This is a genomic window from Streptomyces sp. MJM8645 (assembly GCF_001625365.1).
In the GTDB taxonomy this organism is placed as follows: Bacteria; Actinomycetota; Actinomycetes; order Streptomycetales; family Streptomycetaceae; genus Kitasatospora.
The window spans coordinates 5,321,099-5,338,889 of the sequence record NZ_LJJF01000001.1 but is presented as its reverse complement, the minus strand read 5'-3'; the positions used below and the strand labels follow the sequence as shown (position 1 = coordinate 5,338,889).

The 17,791-nt window shown below is 71.1% G+C and carries 14 protein-coding genes; 2 read left to right on the top strand and 12 right to left on the bottom strand.

Annotated elements, in window-relative coordinates; all coding sequences use genetic code 11:
- Positions 1-114: 114 nt before the first annotated feature.
- From gap to uvrA, 7 genes are all read right to left on the bottom strand, one after another.
- Positions 115-1,122 carry a type I glyceraldehyde-3-phosphate dehydrogenase gene (gene gap / locus A6F73_RS22920; RefSeq protein ID WP_063349506.1) on the bottom strand — a complete coding sequence of 336 codons (1,008 nt, stop codon included), beginning with the start codon at positions 1,120-1,122 and terminating at the stop codon, positions 115-117.
- A gap of 297 nt (positions 1,123-1,419) precedes the next feature.
- Positions 1,420-2,400, bottom strand: a complete 981-nt coding sequence (gene whiA, locus A6F73_RS22915; RefSeq protein ID WP_063349505.1) for a DNA-binding protein WhiA — start codon at positions 2,398-2,400, stop codon at positions 1,420-1,422.
- Positions 2,391-3,488: a uridine diphosphate-N-acetylglucosamine-binding protein YvcK gene (yvcK, locus tag A6F73_RS22910; RefSeq protein ID WP_079136331.1), complete on the bottom strand. Its 1,098-nt coding sequence runs from the start codon at positions 3,486-3,488 to the stop codon at positions 2,391-2,393. The genes whiA and yvcK overlap by 10 nt, the downstream gene beginning before the upstream one ends.
- Before the next feature lie 63 nt (positions 3,489-3,551).
- Positions 3,552-4,436, bottom strand: coding sequence for an RNase adapter RapZ (rapZ, locus tag A6F73_RS22905; protein WP_244293473.1), 885 nt, complete (start codon positions 4,434-4,436; stop codon positions 3,552-3,554).
- A 118-nt stretch (positions 4,437-4,554) separates the two neighbouring features.
- Positions 4,555-6,633 (bottom strand): excinuclease ABC subunit UvrC, encoded by a 2,079-nt coding sequence (gene uvrC, locus A6F73_RS22900; RefSeq protein ID WP_063349503.1) that lies wholly within the window; start codon positions 6,631-6,633, stop codon positions 4,555-4,557.
- A 96-nt stretch (positions 6,634-6,729) separates the two neighbouring features.
- Positions 6,730-7,182: a Rieske (2Fe-2S) protein gene (locus tag A6F73_RS22895; RefSeq protein ID WP_063349502.1), complete on the bottom strand. Its 453-nt coding sequence runs from the start codon at positions 7,180-7,182 to the stop codon at positions 6,730-6,732.
- Between the two features lie 111 nt (positions 7,183-7,293).
- Complete coding sequence (gene uvrA / locus A6F73_RS22890) at positions 7,294-10,203, bottom strand: excinuclease ABC subunit UvrA (protein ID WP_063349501.1); 2,910 nt, start codon at positions 10,201-10,203, stop codon at positions 7,294-7,296.
- Between the two features lie 268 nt (positions 10,204-10,471).
- On the opposite strand from uvrA, the gene A6F73_RS22885 reads away from it, so the two are divergent.
- Positions 10,472-11,206 carry a maleylpyruvate isomerase family mycothiol-dependent enzyme gene (locus tag A6F73_RS22885; RefSeq protein ID WP_063349500.1) on the top strand — a complete coding sequence of 245 codons (735 nt, stop codon included), beginning with the start codon at positions 10,472-10,474 and terminating at the stop codon, positions 11,204-11,206.
- Positions 11,207-11,254: 48 nt separating this feature from the next.
- Positions 11,255-11,908, top strand: a complete 654-nt coding sequence (locus A6F73_RS22880) for an MBL fold metallo-hydrolase (RefSeq protein WP_063349499.1) — start codon at positions 11,255-11,257, stop codon at positions 11,906-11,908.
- Between the two features lie 115 nt (positions 11,909-12,023).
- Here the strand turns inward: A6F73_RS22880 and A6F73_RS22875 are convergent, their stop codons facing one another.
- The 5 genes from A6F73_RS22875 to zapE all read right to left on the bottom strand — a co-directional run bounded on the left by A6F73_RS22875 (position 12,024) and on the right by zapE (position 17,773).
- Positions 12,024-13,004 carry a TerC family protein gene (locus tag A6F73_RS22875; RefSeq protein ID WP_063349498.1) on the bottom strand — a complete coding sequence of 327 codons (981 nt, stop codon included), beginning with the start codon at positions 13,002-13,004 and terminating at the stop codon, positions 12,024-12,026.
- Positions 13,005-13,270: 266 nt separating this feature from the next.
- Positions 13,271-13,849 carry a TerD family protein gene (locus tag A6F73_RS22870; protein WP_063349497.1) on the bottom strand — a complete coding sequence of 193 codons (579 nt, stop codon included), beginning with the start codon at positions 13,847-13,849 and terminating at the stop codon, positions 13,271-13,273.
- A gap of 301 nt (positions 13,850-14,150) precedes the next feature.
- The gene (uvrB, locus tag A6F73_RS22865; protein WP_063349496.1) at positions 14,151-16,244 is read right to left on the bottom strand and encodes an excinuclease ABC subunit UvrB; all 2,094 of its coding nucleotides are present in this window, start codon (positions 16,242-16,244) and stop codon (positions 14,151-14,153) included.
- A 43-nt stretch (positions 16,245-16,287) separates the two neighbouring features.
- Positions 16,288-16,596, bottom strand: a complete 309-nt coding sequence (locus tag A6F73_RS22860) for a helix-turn-helix transcriptional regulator (RefSeq protein WP_063349495.1) — start codon at positions 16,594-16,596, stop codon at positions 16,288-16,290.
- A 130-nt stretch (positions 16,597-16,726) separates the two neighbouring features.
- On the bottom strand, positions 16,727-17,773 hold the full coding sequence (zapE, locus tag A6F73_RS22855) for a cell division protein ZapE (RefSeq protein WP_063351439.1): 1,047 nt from the start codon (positions 17,771-17,773) through the stop codon (positions 16,727-16,729).
- Positions 17,774-17,791 lie beyond the last annotated feature (18 nt).

The following is a 17,791-nucleotide window of genomic DNA, read 5'->3' as shown; positions in this document are numbered from 1 at the left end:
AGGCGGCACGGCGCAGGGGCCGCCTGGGAAAGTCCTGGTGCGCAGAGCGAGGGCCCGGTCGGCACAGTGCGCCAGCCGGGCCCTCGCCCCTACATCACGTCAGCTCCCGCTGCGTCAGAGCTGGCCGCCGACGAGGGAGGTCAGGTTGACGAGGCGGTTCGAGTAGCCCCACTCGTTGTCGTACCAGCCGAGCACCTTGACCTGGTTGCCCTGGACCATGGTGAGCTGGGAGTCGAAGATGCAGGAGGCCGGGTCGTTGACGATGTCCGAGGAGACGATCGGGTCCTCGGTGTAGGTCAGGATGCCCTTGAGCGGGCCCTCCTGCGAGGCCTTCTGGAAGGCGGCGTTGACCTCGTCCTTGGTCACCTCGCGCTCCAGGGTGACGACCAGGTCGGTGATGGAGCCGGTCGGGACCGGGACGCGCAGCGAGGTGCCGTCCAGCTTGCCCTTCAGCTCCGGCAGGACCAGGGCGGTCGCCTTGGCGGCACCGGTCGAGGTCGGGATGATGTTCTGCGACGCGGCACGGGCGCGGCGCAGGTCCTTGTGCGGGAAGTCCAGGGTCACCTGGTCGTTGGTGAACGCGTGGACGGTCGTCATCAGGCCCTTGACGATGCCGAAGTTCTCGTGCAGCACCTTGGCCATCGGCGCCACGCAGTTGGTGGTGCAGGAGGCGTTGGAGATGATCGAGTGGTTGGCGGCGTCGTACTTGTCCTCGTTGACGCCCAGGACGATGGTGACGTCCTCGTCGCTCGCGGGCGCCGAGATGATGACCTTCTTCGCGCCGGCGGCGAGGTGCTTCTTCGCGGCCTCGGCCTTGGTGAAGATGCCGGTGGACTCGACGACGATGTCGGCGCCCAGGGCGGCCCACGGCAGGTTGGCGGGGTCACGCTCGGCGCTGACCTGGAAGGTCTTGCCGTCGACGGTGATGCTGTCCTCGGTGTGCGAGACCTCGCCCGGGAAGGTGCCCAGGGTGGTGTCGTACTTGAGCAGGTGAGCCAGGGTCTTCGTGTCAGTGAGGTCGTTGACACCGACGATCTCGATGTCCGCGCCCTGCGCCTTGACCGCGCGGAAGAAGTTGCGGCCGATGCGGCCGAATCCGTTGATGCCTACCCGGATCGTCACGAACCGATCTCCTCGTTAGGTACGCCGGAGCTAAGCCGACGGGGGTGAGATTTGGGAAGTCCCCGACCGCCTATGACCCTACCCCTCCCAGGCCTGGGAGGGCACATCGCGCCACGTGCGACGACCTGGCGTGGCGCGAAATCAGGCCGACCGTCCTTGGCGGTCAGGGCAGTTGGTCCCGGCCAGTGGTCTCTACCAATTTGCGCACACCGGGCGCGTCCGGGTATCCCGTCCGGACACGGCGGCGGCCGGTGCCCGGAATCCGGACACCGGCCGCGGAACAGCCACTTGGTGCGGTCAGTTCATCGCCATCTCGTCGGTGAGGTTGGCCTCGGTGCTCGGCAGGCCGAGCTCGGAGGCCCGCTTGTCGGCCATCGCCAGCAGGCGGCGGATCCGGCCGGCCACCGCGTCCTTGGTCAGCGGCGGGTCGGCGAGCGCGCCCAGCTCCTCCAGCGAGGCCTGCTTGTGCTGCATCCGCAGCTGGCCGGCCGCGGCCAGGTGCTCGGGCACCTCCTCGCCGAGGATCTCCAGCGCCCGCGCCACCCGGGCGCCGGCCGCCACCGCGGCGCGGGCCGAGCGGCGCAGGTTGGCGTCGTCGAAGTTGGCCAGGCGGTTGGCGGTGGCCCGGACCTCGCGCCGCATCCGGCGCTCCTCCCAGGCGAGCACCGACTCGTGCGCGCCGAGCCGGGTCAGCAGCGCGCCGATCGCGTCGCCGTCGCGGATCACCACCCGGTCCACGCCGCGCACCTCACGGGCCTTGGCCGGGATGCCGAGCCGGCGGGCCGCGCCGACCAGGGCGAGGGCGGCCTCGGAGCCGGGGCAGGTGATCTCCAGCGAGGAGGAGCGGCCCGGCTCGGTGAGCGAGCCGTGCGCCAGGAAGGCCCCGCGCCAGGCCGCCTCGGCGTCGCAGGTGGCCCCGGAGACGACCGCCGGGGGCAGCCCCCGGATCGGCCGGCCCCGGCCGTCCACGAGGCCGGTCTGGCGCGCGAGCAGTTCGCCGTCCTTGACCACCCGGACGACGAAGCGGCTGCCGCGCCGCAGTCCGCCGGGGGCCATCACCACGAGGTCGGAGGAGTGTCCGAAGATCTCCAGCAGGTCCTTGCGCAGCCGCCGCGCCGCCGCGCCGGTGTCCAGCTCCGCCTCGATCACGATCCGGCCGCTCACGATGTGCAGCCCGCCCGCGAACCGCAGGATCGCCGACACCTCCGCCTTGCGGCAGCAGGCCCTGGTGACCGGGAGCCGGCTGATCTCGTCCTTCACCGCTGGAGTCATCGCCATGGCCCGATCCTTCCATGTGTCCGGAAAATCCGGTCGTACGCGGCGGCCAACAGCTCCGGGTCGTGTCGCGGGGTGCCGTCGGTGCGGGCCACCCGGCCCAGGACCAGGGCTGCGCCCATCCGCTCGGCGGCCTTCTCCAGACCGGCCAGGTCCGCCTGGCCGAAGGCGCCGCCGGTGACGGCCCGCTCGTCCACCAGGATCGCATCCACCGCGAGGCCCGGGGCGTGGTCAGCGATGACCTCCAGGTGGCGCTGCGGGGTGAAGCCCTCGGTCTCGCCGGGCTGCGGGGCCAGGTTCAGGGTGAGCAGGCGGCGGGCGCGGGTCTCGGTGAGCGCCTTGGCCAGCTCCGGCACCAGCAGGTGCGGCAGCACGCTGGTGAACCAGGAGCCGGGCCCGAGCACCACCCAGTCCGCCTCCCGGACGGCGGTGACCGCCTCCGGGACGGCCGGCGGCCCGTCCGGCAGCAGCCGGATCGACTGCACGGTGCCGGGCGTGACCGCGACGTCGGCCTGGCCGCGGACGGCCGACAGCTCGCCGGGGCGCTCCGGGTCGTGGCCGCGCACGGTCGCCTCGATGTCCAGCGGCACCGCCGACATCGGCAGCACCCGACCCTGGACGTTCAGCAGCCGGCCGACCCAGTCCAGGGCGGCCACCGGGTCGCCGAGCTTCTCCCAGAGCGCGACGATCAGCAGGTTGCCGACCGCGTGGCCGCCCAGCTCACCGGTGCCGGTGAAACGCTGCTGGATCACCTCGGACCAGGTGCGCCCCCAGTCGTCGTCCCCGCACAGCGCGGCCAGCGCCTTGCGCAGGTCGCCGGGGGGCAGCACGCCCAGCTCGGTGCGGAGCCGGCCGCTGGAGCCGCCGTCGTCGGCGACGGTGACCACGGCGGTCAGGTCGCTGGTGAGCCGGCGCAGCGCGGAGAGCGAGGCGGACAGGCCCTGGCCGCCGCCGAGCGCGGTGATCCGGGGGGCCGGGTTGGCCCGGGCGGGGCTGCTGCGCGGCCGGCTCGGGACCGGCGGCCGGGCCGGGCCACCCGCCCGGTCGGCACTCCTGTTCTGCGGCTGCCGCCCGGGCACATATCCCGCCACACTCACCTCGCGTTCCTCGCCGCGGCCACCGGCCCCGCCGGCGGCCCGGCTAGGAGGCGGCGGTCACTCCCGTCCCATGTCACGGTGGACGAGCACCGTCTCCACTCCGTCGGCGACGAGACGCTTGGTCAGGCGCTCGGACATCGCGACGCTGCGGTGCTTGCCACCGGTGCAGCCTACGGCAAGCGTCATGTAGCGCTTCCCCTCGCGGCGGTACCCCTCGGTGATGATGCGCAGGAGATCGGCGTAGCCGTCCAGGAACTCGTTGGCGCCGGGCTGCTGGAACACGTAGTCGGCGACGTCCGCGTCGGTGCCGGTACGGGCGCGCAGCTCGGGCACCCAGTGCGGGTTGGGCAGGAAGCGGCAGTCCACCACCAGGTCGGCGTCGACCGGCAGGCCGTACTTGAAGCCGAAGGACATCACGGTGGCGCGCAGCTCGGGCTCGTCGTGGTCGGCGAACTGGGCGTCCAACTTGGCGCGCAGCTGGTGCACGTTGAGGTTGGAGGTGTCGATCACCAGGTCGGCCTCGCCGCGCAGGTCGCGCAGCAGGTCGCGCTCCTGGGCGATGCCGTCGACGATCCGGCCGTCGGCCTGCAGCGGGTGCGGGCGGCGCACGCTCTCGAAGCGGCGGACCAACGCGTCGTCGGAGGAGTCCAGGAAGACCACGCTGAGCCGGACGCCGCGCTTCTCCAACTCGTCGAGGGAGGTGAGCAGGTCGTCGAAGAACTGGCGGCCCCGGACGTCCACGACCACGCCGATCCGGGCGACGTTGCCCTGGGAGCGGGCGCCCAGGTCGACCATGGTCGGGATCAGGGCCGGTGGCAGGTTGTCCACCACGAACCAGCCCAGGTCCTCCAGGCACTTCGCGGCGGTGGAGCGGCCGGCTCCGGACATGCCGGAGATGATCACCAGCTCCGGCGCGTTCTCGGCCACGTCTGACACGGTCACTTCGGTTCCCCGCTCTCGGTCTTTCTGCTGGGGAGAACGCGCACGGCGCGACCACCCTTCCCCTGCCCGGACAGGCGGGCGGGGGCTGGGCGCGTCGTCTGACGGTCGGCGTCGGCCGTCATGGCGTCTCCTGGGATGGTGCGGTCTGGGATGCTGCGGCCACCGGCTCGGCGGCCGGTTCGGCCCCGTCCTCGATGATCTCGCCGGTGGCGGTGTTCACCGCTGGTGCGACGGGTGTACGGGAGGACAACGCCGCCGCAACAGTCTCCGCCGTGCGGCGTCCGATGCCGGGTACGGCGCAGAGTTCGTCGACGGTGGCGGCCCGGAGCCTCTTCAGCGAGCCGAAGTGCTTGAGCAGCGCCTGGCGGCGAGTCTCGCCGAGGCCCGGGACGGAGTCCAGTTCCCCGGCGGTGAGTCGCTTGGAACGCTTGCTGCGCTGGTAGGTGATCGCGAAGCGGTGGGCCTCGTCGCGGACCCGCTGGAGCAGGTAGAGGCCCTCGCTGGAGCGCGGCAGCACGACCGGGTCGTCCTCGCCGGGCAGCCAGACCTCCTCCAGCCGCTTGGCCAGGCCGCACAGCGCGACGTCGTCGATGCCGAGTTCGTCCAGGGCGCGCTTGGCGGCGGCGACCTGCGGCTGGCCGCCGTCCACGACCAGCAGTTGGGGCGGGTAGGCGAAGCGGCGCGGGCGGCCCGTCTCCGGGTCGATCGGGCCGGCCGGGGCCCCGGTGCCGTCGGCGGCGGCGCCCGGGTCGTCGGCCTCGGGGACGACCCACTCGCCGGTCTGCTCGCGCTCCTGGAGGTAGCGGCGGAAGCGCCGGCCGATCACCTCGTGCATCGAGCGGACGTCGTCCTGGCCCTCGAAGCCCTTGATCTGGAAGCGCCGGTACTCGCTCTTGCGGGCCAGGCCGTCCTCGAAGACGACCATCGAGGCGACCACGTCCTCGCCCTGGAGGTGGGAGATGTCGAAGCACTCGATGCGCAGCGGCACCGAGTCCAGCTCCAGCGCGTCGGCGATCTCCTGCAGGGCGCGGCTGCGGGTGGTGAGGTCGGAGGCGCGCTTGGTCTTGTGCAGTGCCAGCGCCTGCTGGGCGTTGCGCTGCACGGTGGCCATCAGGTCCTTCTTGTCGCCGCGTTGCGGGATCCGCAGGTCGACCTGGCTGCCGCGCAGGCCGCTCAGCCAGTCCCGGACCGGACCGGACGGCTCGGGCAGCGCGGGGACGAGCACCTCGCGCGGGACGGTCTCGTTGCGCTCGTCCGGGCCGGCGCCGCCGTAGAGCTGCTGGAGGGCGTGCTCGACCAGGCCGGCGGTGTCGACGTCCTCGACCTTGTCGGTGACCCAGCCGCGCTGGCCGCGCACCCGGCCGCCGCGGACGTGGAAGATCTGGACGGCGGCCTCCAGTTCGTCCTCGGCGACGGCCAGCAGGTCGGCGTCGGTGGCGTCGGCGAGCACGATGGCGTTCTTCTCCATCGCGCGCTTGAGGGCGCCGATGTCGTCCCGCAGCCGGGCCGCCTTCTCGTACTCCATCTCCTCGGCGGCCTCCCGCATCTGCTCTTCCAGCCGGCGCAGGTAGTTGCCGGTGCGCCCGGCCATGAAGTCGCAGAAGTCCTCGGCCAGCGCCCGGTGTTCGTCCGGCGAGACCTTGCCGACGCAGGGCGCGGCGCACTTGCCGATGTAGCCGAGCAGGCAGGGCCGGCCGACCTGCCGGGCACGCTTGAACACGCCGTTGGAGCAGGTGCGGACGGGGAAGACGCGCAGCAGCAGGTCGACCGTCTCGCGGATCGCCCAGGCGTGCCCGTACGGGCCGAAGTAGCGCACGCCCTTCTTGTGCGCCCCGCGCATCACCTGGACCCGCGGGTACTCCTCGTTGAGGGTGACGGCGAGTTCCGGATAGCTCTTGTCGTCGCGGTACTTGACGTTGAACCGCGGGTCGAACTCCTTGATCCAGGAGTACTCCAGCTGGAGCGCCTCGACCTCGGTGGCCACCACCGTCCACTCCACCGAGGCCGCGGTGGTGACCATGGTCGCGGTGCGCGGGTGCAGGCCGGCCAGGTCCTGGAAGTAGGACGACAGGCGCGGCCGCAGGCTCTTGGCCTTGCCGACGTAGATGACCCGCCCGTGGGCGTCACGGAACTTGTAGACGCCCGGTGAGGTCGGGATCGCGCCCGGCGCCGGGCGGTAGGTGCTCGGGTCAGCCATGGGTCCACCGTACCGAGTGGAGCCGGGGCCGCGAAGGGGAGATCAACCGGGCGGGGACCGGCTGGGCCGAGATCGACTGGGTGGAGATCAACTGCTTCAGCTCGGGGTCACCTTGAGGTTCCCGCCGTCGACCGTGACGGCGTAAGCGGGCAGCGGCCGGGGGGCCGGGCCGTCCTGGACGGCGCCGTCGGCGATGGCGAACCGGCTGCCGTGGCAGGGGCACTGGATCTGCTGGCTCTTCACCTGGTCGACGACGCAGCCGGCGTGGGTGCAGACGGCGCTGAAGGCCTTGTACTCCCCCGCGGTCGGTTGGGTCACGACGATCTTCTGGTTGCGGAAGACCTTGCCGCCGCCCTCCGGCACCTCCGAGGCCGGGCCGAGGTCCACCGGGGTCTTGGCCGCGCTGCCGGCGCCGGAGGAGCCCGAGGAACCCGAGGAGGGACCGCAGCCGGCGATCGCCACGGTGCCGCCGGCCGCCAGTACGGCGGCGGCGCCGCAGAGCACGGTGCGGCGGGAGGTGGCGGGGCTGGTCTCGGGGGCCTCTGACATCGGTGCGCTCCTGCGGTTCGGCTTCCTACGAGGGACCACGGAAGTCTATGCGGCACCCGCTCCGCCGCCCCCGTGGGTGGGGCGGCGGAGCGGGCCGCTGCTCCCTCTTCGCTACTTCTTCGCCGCGGCGGCGCGCTTGCGCGGCGCCTTCTTCACCGGGGCGACCGGGGCGTCCGCGAACTCGCCCGGAAGGATGTCCCGGAGGAACTTGCCGGTGTGGCTCTCCGGGACGGCGGCGATCTGCTCCGGGGTGCCCTCGGCGACCACCATGCCGCCGCCGGAACCGCCCTCGGGGCCCATGTCGACGACCCAGTCGGCGGTCTTGATCACATCGAGGTTGTGCTCGATGACGATCACCGTGTTGCCCTTCTCCACCAGCCCGCTGAGCACCTTGATCAGCTTGCTGATGTCCTCGAAGTGCAGGCCGGTGGTGGGCTCGTCCAGCACGTAGACCGTCCGCCCGGTGGAGCGCTTCTGCAGCTCGGAGGCGAGCTTGACGCGCTGCGCCTCGCCGCCGGACAGCGTCGGCGCGGACTGGCCGAGCCGGACGTAGCCGAGGCCGACGTCGTTGAGCGTCCTGAGGTGCCGGGCGATCGCCGGGACGGCCTCGAAGAAGGCCAGCGCCTCCTCGATCGGCATGTCCAGCACCTCGGAGATGGACTTGCCCTTGTAGTGGACCTCCAGCGTCTCCCGGTTGTACCGGGCGCCGTGGCAGACCTCGCACGGCACGTAGACGTCCGGCAGGAAGTTCATCTCGATCTTGATGGTGCCGTCGCCCGAGCAGTTCTCGCAGCGGCCGCCCTTGACGTTGAAGGAGAACCGGCCGGGCAGGTAGCCGCGGACCTTCGCCTCCTGCGTCTCCGCGAAGAGCCGGCGCACGTGGTCGAACACCCCGGTGTAGGTGGCCGGGTTGGAGCGCGGGGTGCGCCCGATCGGCGACTGGTCGACGTGCACCACCTTGTCCACCAGGTCGGTGCCGGTGATCCGGGTGTGCCGGCCGGGCACGCTGCGGGCGCCGTTCAGCTCCCGGGCGAGGTGGGTGTAGAGGATGTCGTTGACCAGCGTCGACTTGCCGGAGCCGGAGACGCCGGTGATCGCGGTGAAGGTGCCGAGCGGGAAGCCGACCGTGACGTCCTTGAGGTTGTGCTCGCGGGCGCCGTGGACGGTCAGCTGGCGCTTCTTGTCCCGGTCGCGGCGGCCCGCCGGGATCGGGATGGACCGCTTGCCGGAGAGGTACTGGCCGGTCAGCGACTCCTTGTTGGACAGCAGTCCCTTCAACGAGCCGGAGTGCACCACCTTGCCGCCGTGCTCGCCGGCGCCCGGGCCGATGTCGACCACCCAGTCCGCCGTCTTGATGGTGTCCTCGTCGTGCTCGACCACGATCAGCGTGTTGCCGATGTCGCGCAGCCGCACCAGCGTCTCGATCAGCCGGTGGTTGTCCCGCTGGTGCAGGCCGATGGACGGCTCGTCCAGCACGTACAGCACGCCGACCAGGCCGGAGCCGATCTGGGTGGCCAGCCGGATGCGCTGGGCCTCGCCGCCGGACAGGGTGCCGGCCGCGCGGTTCAGCGAGAGGTAGTCCAGGCCGACGTCGACCAGGAAGCGCAGCCGCTCGTTGACCTCCTTGAGGACGCGCTCGGCGATCTGCTTGTCCCGGTCGTTCAGCTTCATCGCGCCCAGGAACTCGGCGCAGTCGCTGATCGACATCGCCGAGACGTCGGCGATCGACTTCTCCTCGACGGTGACCGCGAGCACCACCGGCTTGAGCCGGGTGCCCTCGCACGTCGGGCAGGGTACCTCGCGCATGTAGCCCTCGAAGCGCTCGCGGCTGCTGTCGCTCTCCGCCTCGGTGTGCCGGCGCTGGATGAACGGGACGGCGCCCTCGAAGCCGGTGCTGTACGAGCGCTCGCGCCCGAAGCGGTTGCGGTAGCTGACCTGCACCTGGTGCTTGTGCCCGTACAGCAGCGCCTTCTTGGCGCGGGCCGGCAACCCGGCCCACGGGATGTCGGTGCGGAAGCCCAGCTCCCCGGCGAGCGCGTCGATCAGGCGCTGGAAGTACTCCTTGGCGTGGCCCGCCGACCACGGGTGGATCGCGCCCTCCTCCAGCGAGCGCTCCGGGTCCGGGATGACCAGCTCCGGGTCGACCTCCATCCGGTTGCCCAGGCCCGAGCAGTCCGGGCAGGCGCCGAACGGCGAGTTGAAGGAGAACGAGCGCGGCTCCAGCTCCTCGAACGACACGTCGTCGTACGGGCAGTAGAGGTGCTCGGAGTACATCCGCTCGCGCTCCGGGTCGTCCTCCGCGAGGTCGACGAAGTCGAGCACGACCATGCCGCCGGACAGCCGCAGGGCCGTCTCCACCGAGTCGGTGAGCCGACGCTTGGCGCTCTCCTTGACGGTCAGGCGGTCGATGACCACCTCGACGGTGTGCTTCTCCTGCTTCTTGAGCTTCGGCGGCTCGGCGAGCTGGATCGTCCCGCCGTCCACCCGGGCGCGCGAGTAGCCCTTGGACTGGAGGTCGGCGAAGAGGTCGACGAACTCGCCCTTGCGCTCGCGCACCACCGGGCTGAGCACCTGGAACCGGGTGCCCTCGGCGAGCTCCAGCACCTTGTCGACGATCGCCTGCGGCGACTGCTTGGCGATCGGGCGGCCGCAGTGCGGGCAGTGCGGCTTGCCGATCCGGGCGAACAGCAGGCGCAGGTAGTCGTAGACCTCGGTGATCGTGCCGACGGTCGAACGGGGGTTGCGGTTGGTGGACTTCTGATCGATCGAGACGGCCGGGGAGAGACCTTCGATGAAGTCCACATCGGGCTTGTCCATCTGCCCGAGGAACTGGCGGGCGTAGGAGGACAGCGACTCGACGTAGCGGCGCTGGCCCTCGGCGAAGATCGTGTCGAAGGCGAGCGAGGACTTGCCGGAGCCGGAGAGGCCCGTGAAGACGATGAGGGAGTCGCGGGGCAGGTCGAGCGAGACGTTCTTGAGGTTGTGCTCGCGAGCACCGCGGACGATGAGGCGGTCGGCCACTGCTTCTGGCGCCTTTCTCCGGGGCGAGAGGACTTGCGGGGAGATGTGTGCTTCTTCCAGGATGCGGCAGCCAGCCTACTAGCTCAGACGTTCGAATATCGACCGTGTCCAGCGGAGTCCACCCGAACGAGTGAGAGCGCCCCTCGAACCCTCCGTACCCGGACCGAAAAAGGCCCTGCTCAGCGGTCGGATTCGGCGATAGCGTCAGCTGGTCAACGAGCGGAGCCCCCCGCGGGCAACGCGCCGTCTCCCACAGAAGGCCGATCCGATGACCGACCCGCAGACCGCCGCCGAGGCCGCCGCGCAGTACCTGGCCCTGGTCGAGGAGAGCACCCGGCACCTGCTGCACACCGTCGCCGAGCTGAAGCCCGAGGCCGTCGCCGAGCCCTCCGCCCTGCCCGGCTGGACCCGCGGTCACGTGCTGGCCCACCTCGCCCGCAACGCCGACTCCCTGGTCAACCTGCTGGACGGCGCCCGCACCGGCACCGACATCCCGCAGTACGCCAGCACCGAGGCCCGCGACCGGCAGATCGAGGAGGGCGCGCCCCGCCCGGTGGACGTCCAGCTCGCCGACCTGCGCGACTCCCGCGAGCGCTTCGCCGCGGCCGCCGCTCTGCTGCCCGCCGAAGCCTGGACGGTCGAGGTCCGCCACCGCACCGGCTACGTCTTCCCCGCCCACGACCTCCCGTGGAAGCGCCTCGCCGAGGTCGAGTACCACCACGTCGACCTGGACGCCGGCCACACCCCCGCGCACTGGCCGGAGGTCTTCGCCGTCACCGAGTTCCACAAGATCGCCAACAAGCTGCACGGCACCGCCCTGCCCGGCGTCGAGCTGGTCGCCGAGGACACCGGGGACATCGGCCTGATCGGCACCGGCGAGCCCGTCCTCACCGTCCAGGGCCCCCTCCGCTCCCTGCTCGCCTGGCTCTCCGGCCGCTCCGACGGAGCCGGCCTGCGGACCACCCCCGACACCGCCCTCCCCCAGCTTCCCCCGCTGGGCTGACGGCGCGAAGATGATCCTGAACCCCTTCACCGGACGAGGAGCGGACGCATGACGTACCACGGAGCGGTCAAGGTCGGCGGGCCGCCGGACGTGCGGGAGCTGGCGCACCTGATCATCACCAAGGTGGCCGTCGGCCCGTACGACAACAACGCCTACCTGCTGCGCTGCCGGGCCACCGACGAGCAGCTGCTGATCGACGCGGCCGCCGACGCCCCGGTGCTGCTGGAGACCGTCGGTGACGAGCTCGCCACCGTCGTCACCACCCACCGGCACCACGACCACTGGGCCGCGCTCGCCGAGGTGGTCGCCGTGACGGGGGCTCGCACCGCCGCCGGCGCGCACGACGCCGAGGGCGTCGACGTGCCCACCGAGCTGCTGCTCGCGGACGGCGACAAGCTGCGGGTCGGCGACGTGGAACTCACCGTCCGGCACCTGGTCGGGCACACCCCGGGCGCGATCGTACTGATCTACGACGACCCGCAGGGCCACCCGCACGTCTTCACCGGCGACTGCCTCTTCCCCGGCGGCGTCGGCAACACCTGGGGCGATGCGGAGGCCTTCACGAGCCTCTTCCGGGACGTCAACGCGAAGATCTTCGACGTCCTGCCGGACGAGGCCTGGGTCTACCCCGGCCACGGCAGCGACACCACCCTCGGCGCCGAGCGCCCGCACCTCGACGAGTGGCGCGAGCGCGGCTGGTGACCTCGGCCTCCGGGCACCGGGCACCGGGCACCGGGCACCGGGCACCGGGCACCGGGCACGACGAGGCCCCCGCGACCCTTTCCGGGTCGCGGGGGCCTCGGCCGTCACGCGGGGGTCAGGCGTCCAGCTTCTGGGCCTCGCGCTCGGCCCGTTCCTGCTTCTTCGAGGCGATCAGGCTGGTCACCGTGGTGACGGCCAGCACGACCACGATGACGCCCAGCGAGAGCGGGATGCCGATCTCCGGCACGTTCGCGCCCGCCTCGTGCGCCGCGTGCAGCACCAGCTTCACGCCGATGAAGCCGAGGATCACCGACAGGCCGTACGACAGGTGGACCAGCTTCTTCAGCAGGCCGCCGATCAGGAAGTACAGCTGACGCAGGCCCATCAGGGCGAAGGCGTTGGCGGTGAAGACGATGTACGGGTCCTGGGTCAGGCCGAAGATCGCCGGGATGGAGTCCAGCGCGAACAGCACGTCCGTCGTGCCGATCGCCAGCATCACGATCAGCATCGGGGTCATCAGCCGGCGGCCGTTCTCCCGGATGAACAACTTCGTGCCGTGGTACGTGTCGGTGGACGGGAATCGCCGCTCGATCGACTTGAGCAGGCGGTTCTCCTCGAACTCGTCCTCCTCCTCGCCGGCCCGGGCCTCCTTGATCAGCTTCCAGGCGGTCCAGATCAGGAAGGCGCCGAAGATGAAGAACACCCAGGAGAACTGGGTGACCAGCGCCGCGCCGCCGGCGATGAAGACCGCCCGCAGCACCAGCGCGATGATCACACCGAACATCAGCACGCGCTGCTGGTAGATCCTCGGCACCGCGAACTTGCCCATGATCAGGATGAAGACGAACAGGTTGTCGACACTGAGCGACTTCTCGGTGATGTAACCGGCGAAGAACTCACCGGCCGGCTGCGCGCCGGAGTGCCACCAGAGGAACCCGCCGAAGATCAGCGCCAGCACGATCCAGACCGCGGTCCAGATCCCGGCCTCCTTGATCGAGACCTCGTGCGGCTTGCGCCCTCCGATGAAGAAGTCCGCCACGATCAGTGCGATCAGCACACCGATCGTGGTGACCCACATGGTTACGGAAACGTCCACTACTGCTCCTCCGGCAGGTAGGCGAGACAGTCATCGTCACTGCCGGAGGTCTCTTCCGCCCGTCGGGCCCGCTCTCGGGGCGTCCGCACGGACCAGCGCCCCGGGGCGCCGCTCGTGGGCGCCCGTGATGACGGGGACAACTGCGGGGGAATACTCCCCTCCGCTGCCATCGAGAGTAACAGGAAGCCCAAGGAAAGGTAAAGAAGGTAAAGAACCGTCAGAGATGACGCCCGGGGCGCCCGTCCAGGATGCCGTCCGGGATGCCGTCAGAGGTACGGCTCGATCGCCGGCAGCAGGTCCTGGAAGGTCCGCCCCTTGGCCGGCGCACCGATCGCCTGCATCTCCCAGCCGCCGGCCCCGTCACGGAACACCTTCGCCATGATCTGCCCGGTGTGCGGCCCTCCCCCGGCCAGCTCGTACCGGGCCAGCTCCTCGCCCGTGGTCTCGTCCACCAGCCGGCAGTGGGCGCCCTGCACCTCCGCGAAGGTCTGCCCGGTGTACGAGCTCACCGTGAACACCACCTGGGTGATGTGCGCCGGCACGTGCAGCAGGTCCACCAGGATCGCCTCGTCGTCCTCCGTGCCGGAGCCGCCCTCCAGGTTGTCCCCGGTGTGCCGGACGGAACCGTCCGTGCTCTCCAGGTGCTGGAAGAACACCACGTCGGACGGGGTCTTCTCGGCGTACAGGAGCGCCGACGCGTCCAGGTCGATCGTCCTGGTGCGGCTGCCGAACAGGCCCCGCTTCGGCGCGGCCTGCCAGCCGAGGCCCATCCGGACCACGGTCAACGCGCCGCCCGGCCCCTTCTGGAGACTGACCCGCTGTCCCTTGGCAAGGTTCACCGACACGGCGTTGTCCTCTCTACCCGGCCACGCGGTCGCTCCCCGCGCGGCGCCACGGTGGAACACCCCGTGCCGTCCCCCGGCTGAGGCCCCCTGTTGCTGTCGCACCACCCCGTCCCGAGGTCGATGCCGCAGGCCAGCCTAGGGCCTGCGGCACCCCGCACCTCCCGGCGGTCGCCGCATTGTGGCAAGGCTGAGACACCGCCGGGCTTGACCGGTGTCACACCGGCCCGGCCCGGCGGCCGCCTCGACCCGCCTCAGACCCCCGTCGGCCCCCTCAGCCCCCCTCGGCCCCCTCGGCCCCCGCTCAGGCCACGCCGGCCTCCCGCATCTGGCGCAGCTCCCGCTTCAGCTCCTTCACCTCGTCACGCAGCCGGGCCGCGACCTCGAACTGGAGGTCGGCGGCGGCCGCGTGCATCCGGTCCGTCATCGACTGGATCAGCTCCGCCAGCTCGGCGGCCGGCAGGCTCTCGCCCTGCTTGCGCTCCATGCCCAGGGCCGGCACCGGGGCCTTGCCCTTCCCGGCGGCCCCGCGGTAGCCGGTGGAGAGCAGCTCGTCGGTGTCCACGTCCTCGCGGGCGAGGGTGTCCAGGATGTCGCCGATCTTCTTCCGCAGCGGCTGCGGGTCGATCCCGTGCTTCTTGTTGTACGCCTGCTGCACGACCCGGCGGCGGTTGGTCTCGTCGATCGCCTTCTCCATCGACGGGGTGATCCGGTCCGCGTACATGTGCACCTGGCCCGAGACGTTTCGGGCGGCCCGCCCGATCGTCTGGATCAGCGAGGTGCCGGAGCGCAGGAAGCCCTCCTTGTCCGCGTCCAGGATCGCCACCAGCGACACCTCGGGCAGGTCCAGGCCCTCGCGCAGCAGGTTGATGCCGACCAGCACGTCGTACCTGCCCGCGCGCAGCTCGCGCAGCAGCTCCACCCGGCGCAGGGTGTCCACGTCGCTGTGCAGGTACCGGACCCGGATGTCCAGGCCGAGCATGTAGTCGGTGAGGTCCTCGGCCATCTTCTTGGTCAGCGTGGTCACCAGGACGCGCTCGTCCCGCTCCACCCGCGTGCGGACCTCGTGCACCAGGTCGTCGATCTGGCCCTCGGTCGGCTTGACGATCACCTCCGGGTCGATCAGACCGGTCGGGCGGATGATCTGCTCGACCTGGCCGTCGCCGCGGGACAGCTCGTACGGGCCGGGCGTCGCCGACAGGTACACCGTCTGGTCGATCCGCCCCAGGAACTCCTCCCACTTCAGCGGGCGGTTGTCCATCGCGGAGGGCAGCCGGAAGCCGTGCTCCACCAGGGTGCGCTTGCGCGAGGCGTCACCCTCGTACATCGCGCCGATCTGCGGGACGGTGACGTGCGACTCGTCGATGACCAGGAGGAAGTCCTCCGGGAAGTAGTCGAGCAGGGTGTTCGGCGGGGAGCCGGGCTCGCGGCCGTCGAAGTGCATCGAGTAGTTCTCGACGCCCGAGCAGGTGCCGATCTGGCGCAGCATCTCGATGTCGTAGGTGGTGCGCATGCGCAGCCGCTGGGCCTCCAGCAGCTTGCCCTGCTTCTCCTGCCGGGCGAGCGTCTCCTCCAGCTCCTTCTCGATGCCGGTGATCGCCCGCTCCATGCGCTCCGGACCGGCCACGTAGTGCGAGGCGGGGAAGACGTACACCGACTCGTCCTGGCTGATGATCTCGCCGGTGAGCGGGTGCAGGGTGTACAGCGCCTCGATCTCGTCGCCGAACATCTCGATCCGGACGGCCAGCTCCTCGTAGACCGGGAAGATCTCGATGGTGTCGCCGCGGACCCGGAAGGTGCCACGGGTGAACGCCACGTCGTTGCGGGCGTACTGGATGTCCACGAAACGGCGCAGCAGGACGTCCCGGTCGATCTCCTCGCCGACCTTGAGCGGGACCATCCGGTCCACGTACTCCTGCGGGGTGCCGAGGCCGTAGATGCAGGAGACGGAGGCGACCACGATCACGTCCCGCCTGGTCAGCAGCGAGTTGGTCGCCGAGTGCCGCAGCCGCTCGACCTCCTCGTTGATCGAGGAGTCCTTCTCGATGTAGGTGTCCGTCTGCGGGACGTACGCCTCGGGCTGGTAGTAGTCGTAGTACGAGACGAAGTACTCGACCGCGTTGTTCGGCAGCAGCTCGCGGAACTCGTTCGCCAGCTGGGCGGCCAGCGTCTTGTTCGGCGCCATCACCAGGGTGGGCCGCTGCAGCCGCTCGATCATCCAGGCCGTGGTGGCCGACTTCCCGGTACCGGTGGCACCGAGCAGGACGACGTCCTTCTCCCCGCCCTTGATCCGCCGCTCCAACTCGGCGATCGCCGCCGGCTGGTCCCCGTTCGGCTGGAAGGGACTGACGACCTCGAAGGGCGTCACTGACCGCTCAATACTCGTGATGGGTCGCACGAGTCCACCGTACGACCCACCACCGACAAGCGGTGCGGCTTCCTCAGGCCGCGTGCGCCTCGAACCTCATGGCGGGCTCGCGGGCCGGGTCGATGCGGACGACCGAGTCGAACGCGGCGGCGAGGCGTTCGATCAACGGCAGGGTCGGATCGACACCGCTCTCCTCGATGCTCTCGACCGTCGCCTCGTCCAGCCCGGCCCGCTCCGCGAGTTCGGCGAGCGTCCAGCCGAGAGCGGATCGGCGGGCGTACACGGCCTCGGCCAGCGCCATCCGCCGCCCAGCCGCCCGGTACTGCTCGCTCTCCCGATGCTCCGGCGGCACGACCCACCGCGTGTGATAACCGCTGCTCACCGCTGCTCCTCCCGGTCATAGACGTCGTGGTCGGCGGCGGGCAGATGCTCGGCCTCACCCGCCACCGGCCATGCGTCCCCCCCTCTGCTCCGCTAGGGAGCAACGCCCGGCCGGGGCGGGGGTTACGGGGTCAGGTCTTCGCGCTGTCGCGGGCGAGGGCGACCAGGCGGGAGATGGCGCGGAGGTACTTCTTGCGGTAGCCGCCGCGGAGCATGTCGTCGGGGAAGACCTGGTCGAAGGGGAGGCCGGAGGCGGTGATGGGGAGCTCGCGGTCGTACATGCGGTCGGCGAGGACGACCAGGCGCAGGGCGGTGGACTGGTCGTCGACCTGGCGGACGCCGCGCAGGCAGACGGCGGTGACGTCGTCGAGCAGCGCGCCGTAGCGGCTGGGGTGGACCGCGGAGAGGTGGGCGAGGAGGGTGTCGAAGTCGTCCAGGGAGGCGCCGGGGGTGCGGGCGGCGACGGCGTCGACGGCCGCGTCGGGGTAGGGCGGCGGGGCGTCCGGGAGGCCGCGGTGGCGGTAGTCCTGGCCGTCGATCCGCATCGGGCGGAAGTGCGCGGACAGGCCCTGGATCTCGCGCAGGAAGTCGGCGGCGGCGAAGCGGCCCTCGCCGAGCTTCTCCGGCAGGGTGTTCGAGGTGGCGCAGAGCTTGACGCCGTTGTCGACGAGGCGGGTGAGCAGCGTGGAGACCAGGACGGTGTCGCCCGGGTCGTCGAGCTCGAACTCGTCGATGCACAGCAGCGTGTGCTCGGAGAGGGTCCGGACGGCCTGCTGGAAGCCGAGCGCACCGACCAGGTTGGTCAGCTCGACGAAGGTGCCGAAGGCCTTGGGGCCGGGGGCGGCGTGCCAGAGCGAGGCGAGCAGGTGGGTCTTGCCGACGCCGTAGCCGCCGTCGAGGTACACGCCGGCCGGGCCGGTGGGCGCCGGGGCTGAGCGGCGGAACCAGCTGCGCTTGGGCGCGGAACCGTTTCCCCCGCCGAGGGTGGTGGCGAACTGCTCCAGGACCTGGACGGCCTCGTACTGGCTGGGCTGGTTCGGGTCCGGAATGTACGTCCCGAAGCTCACGTCGGAGAACCGGGGCGGCGGGACCATCTCGGCGACCAGCCGCTCGGCGGGCACGACGGGGCGGCGGTCGGCGAGCGCGATCGGGGAGCCGGCCGCGCTCGCGGCGGCTATGGACTCGGTCGCGGTGTC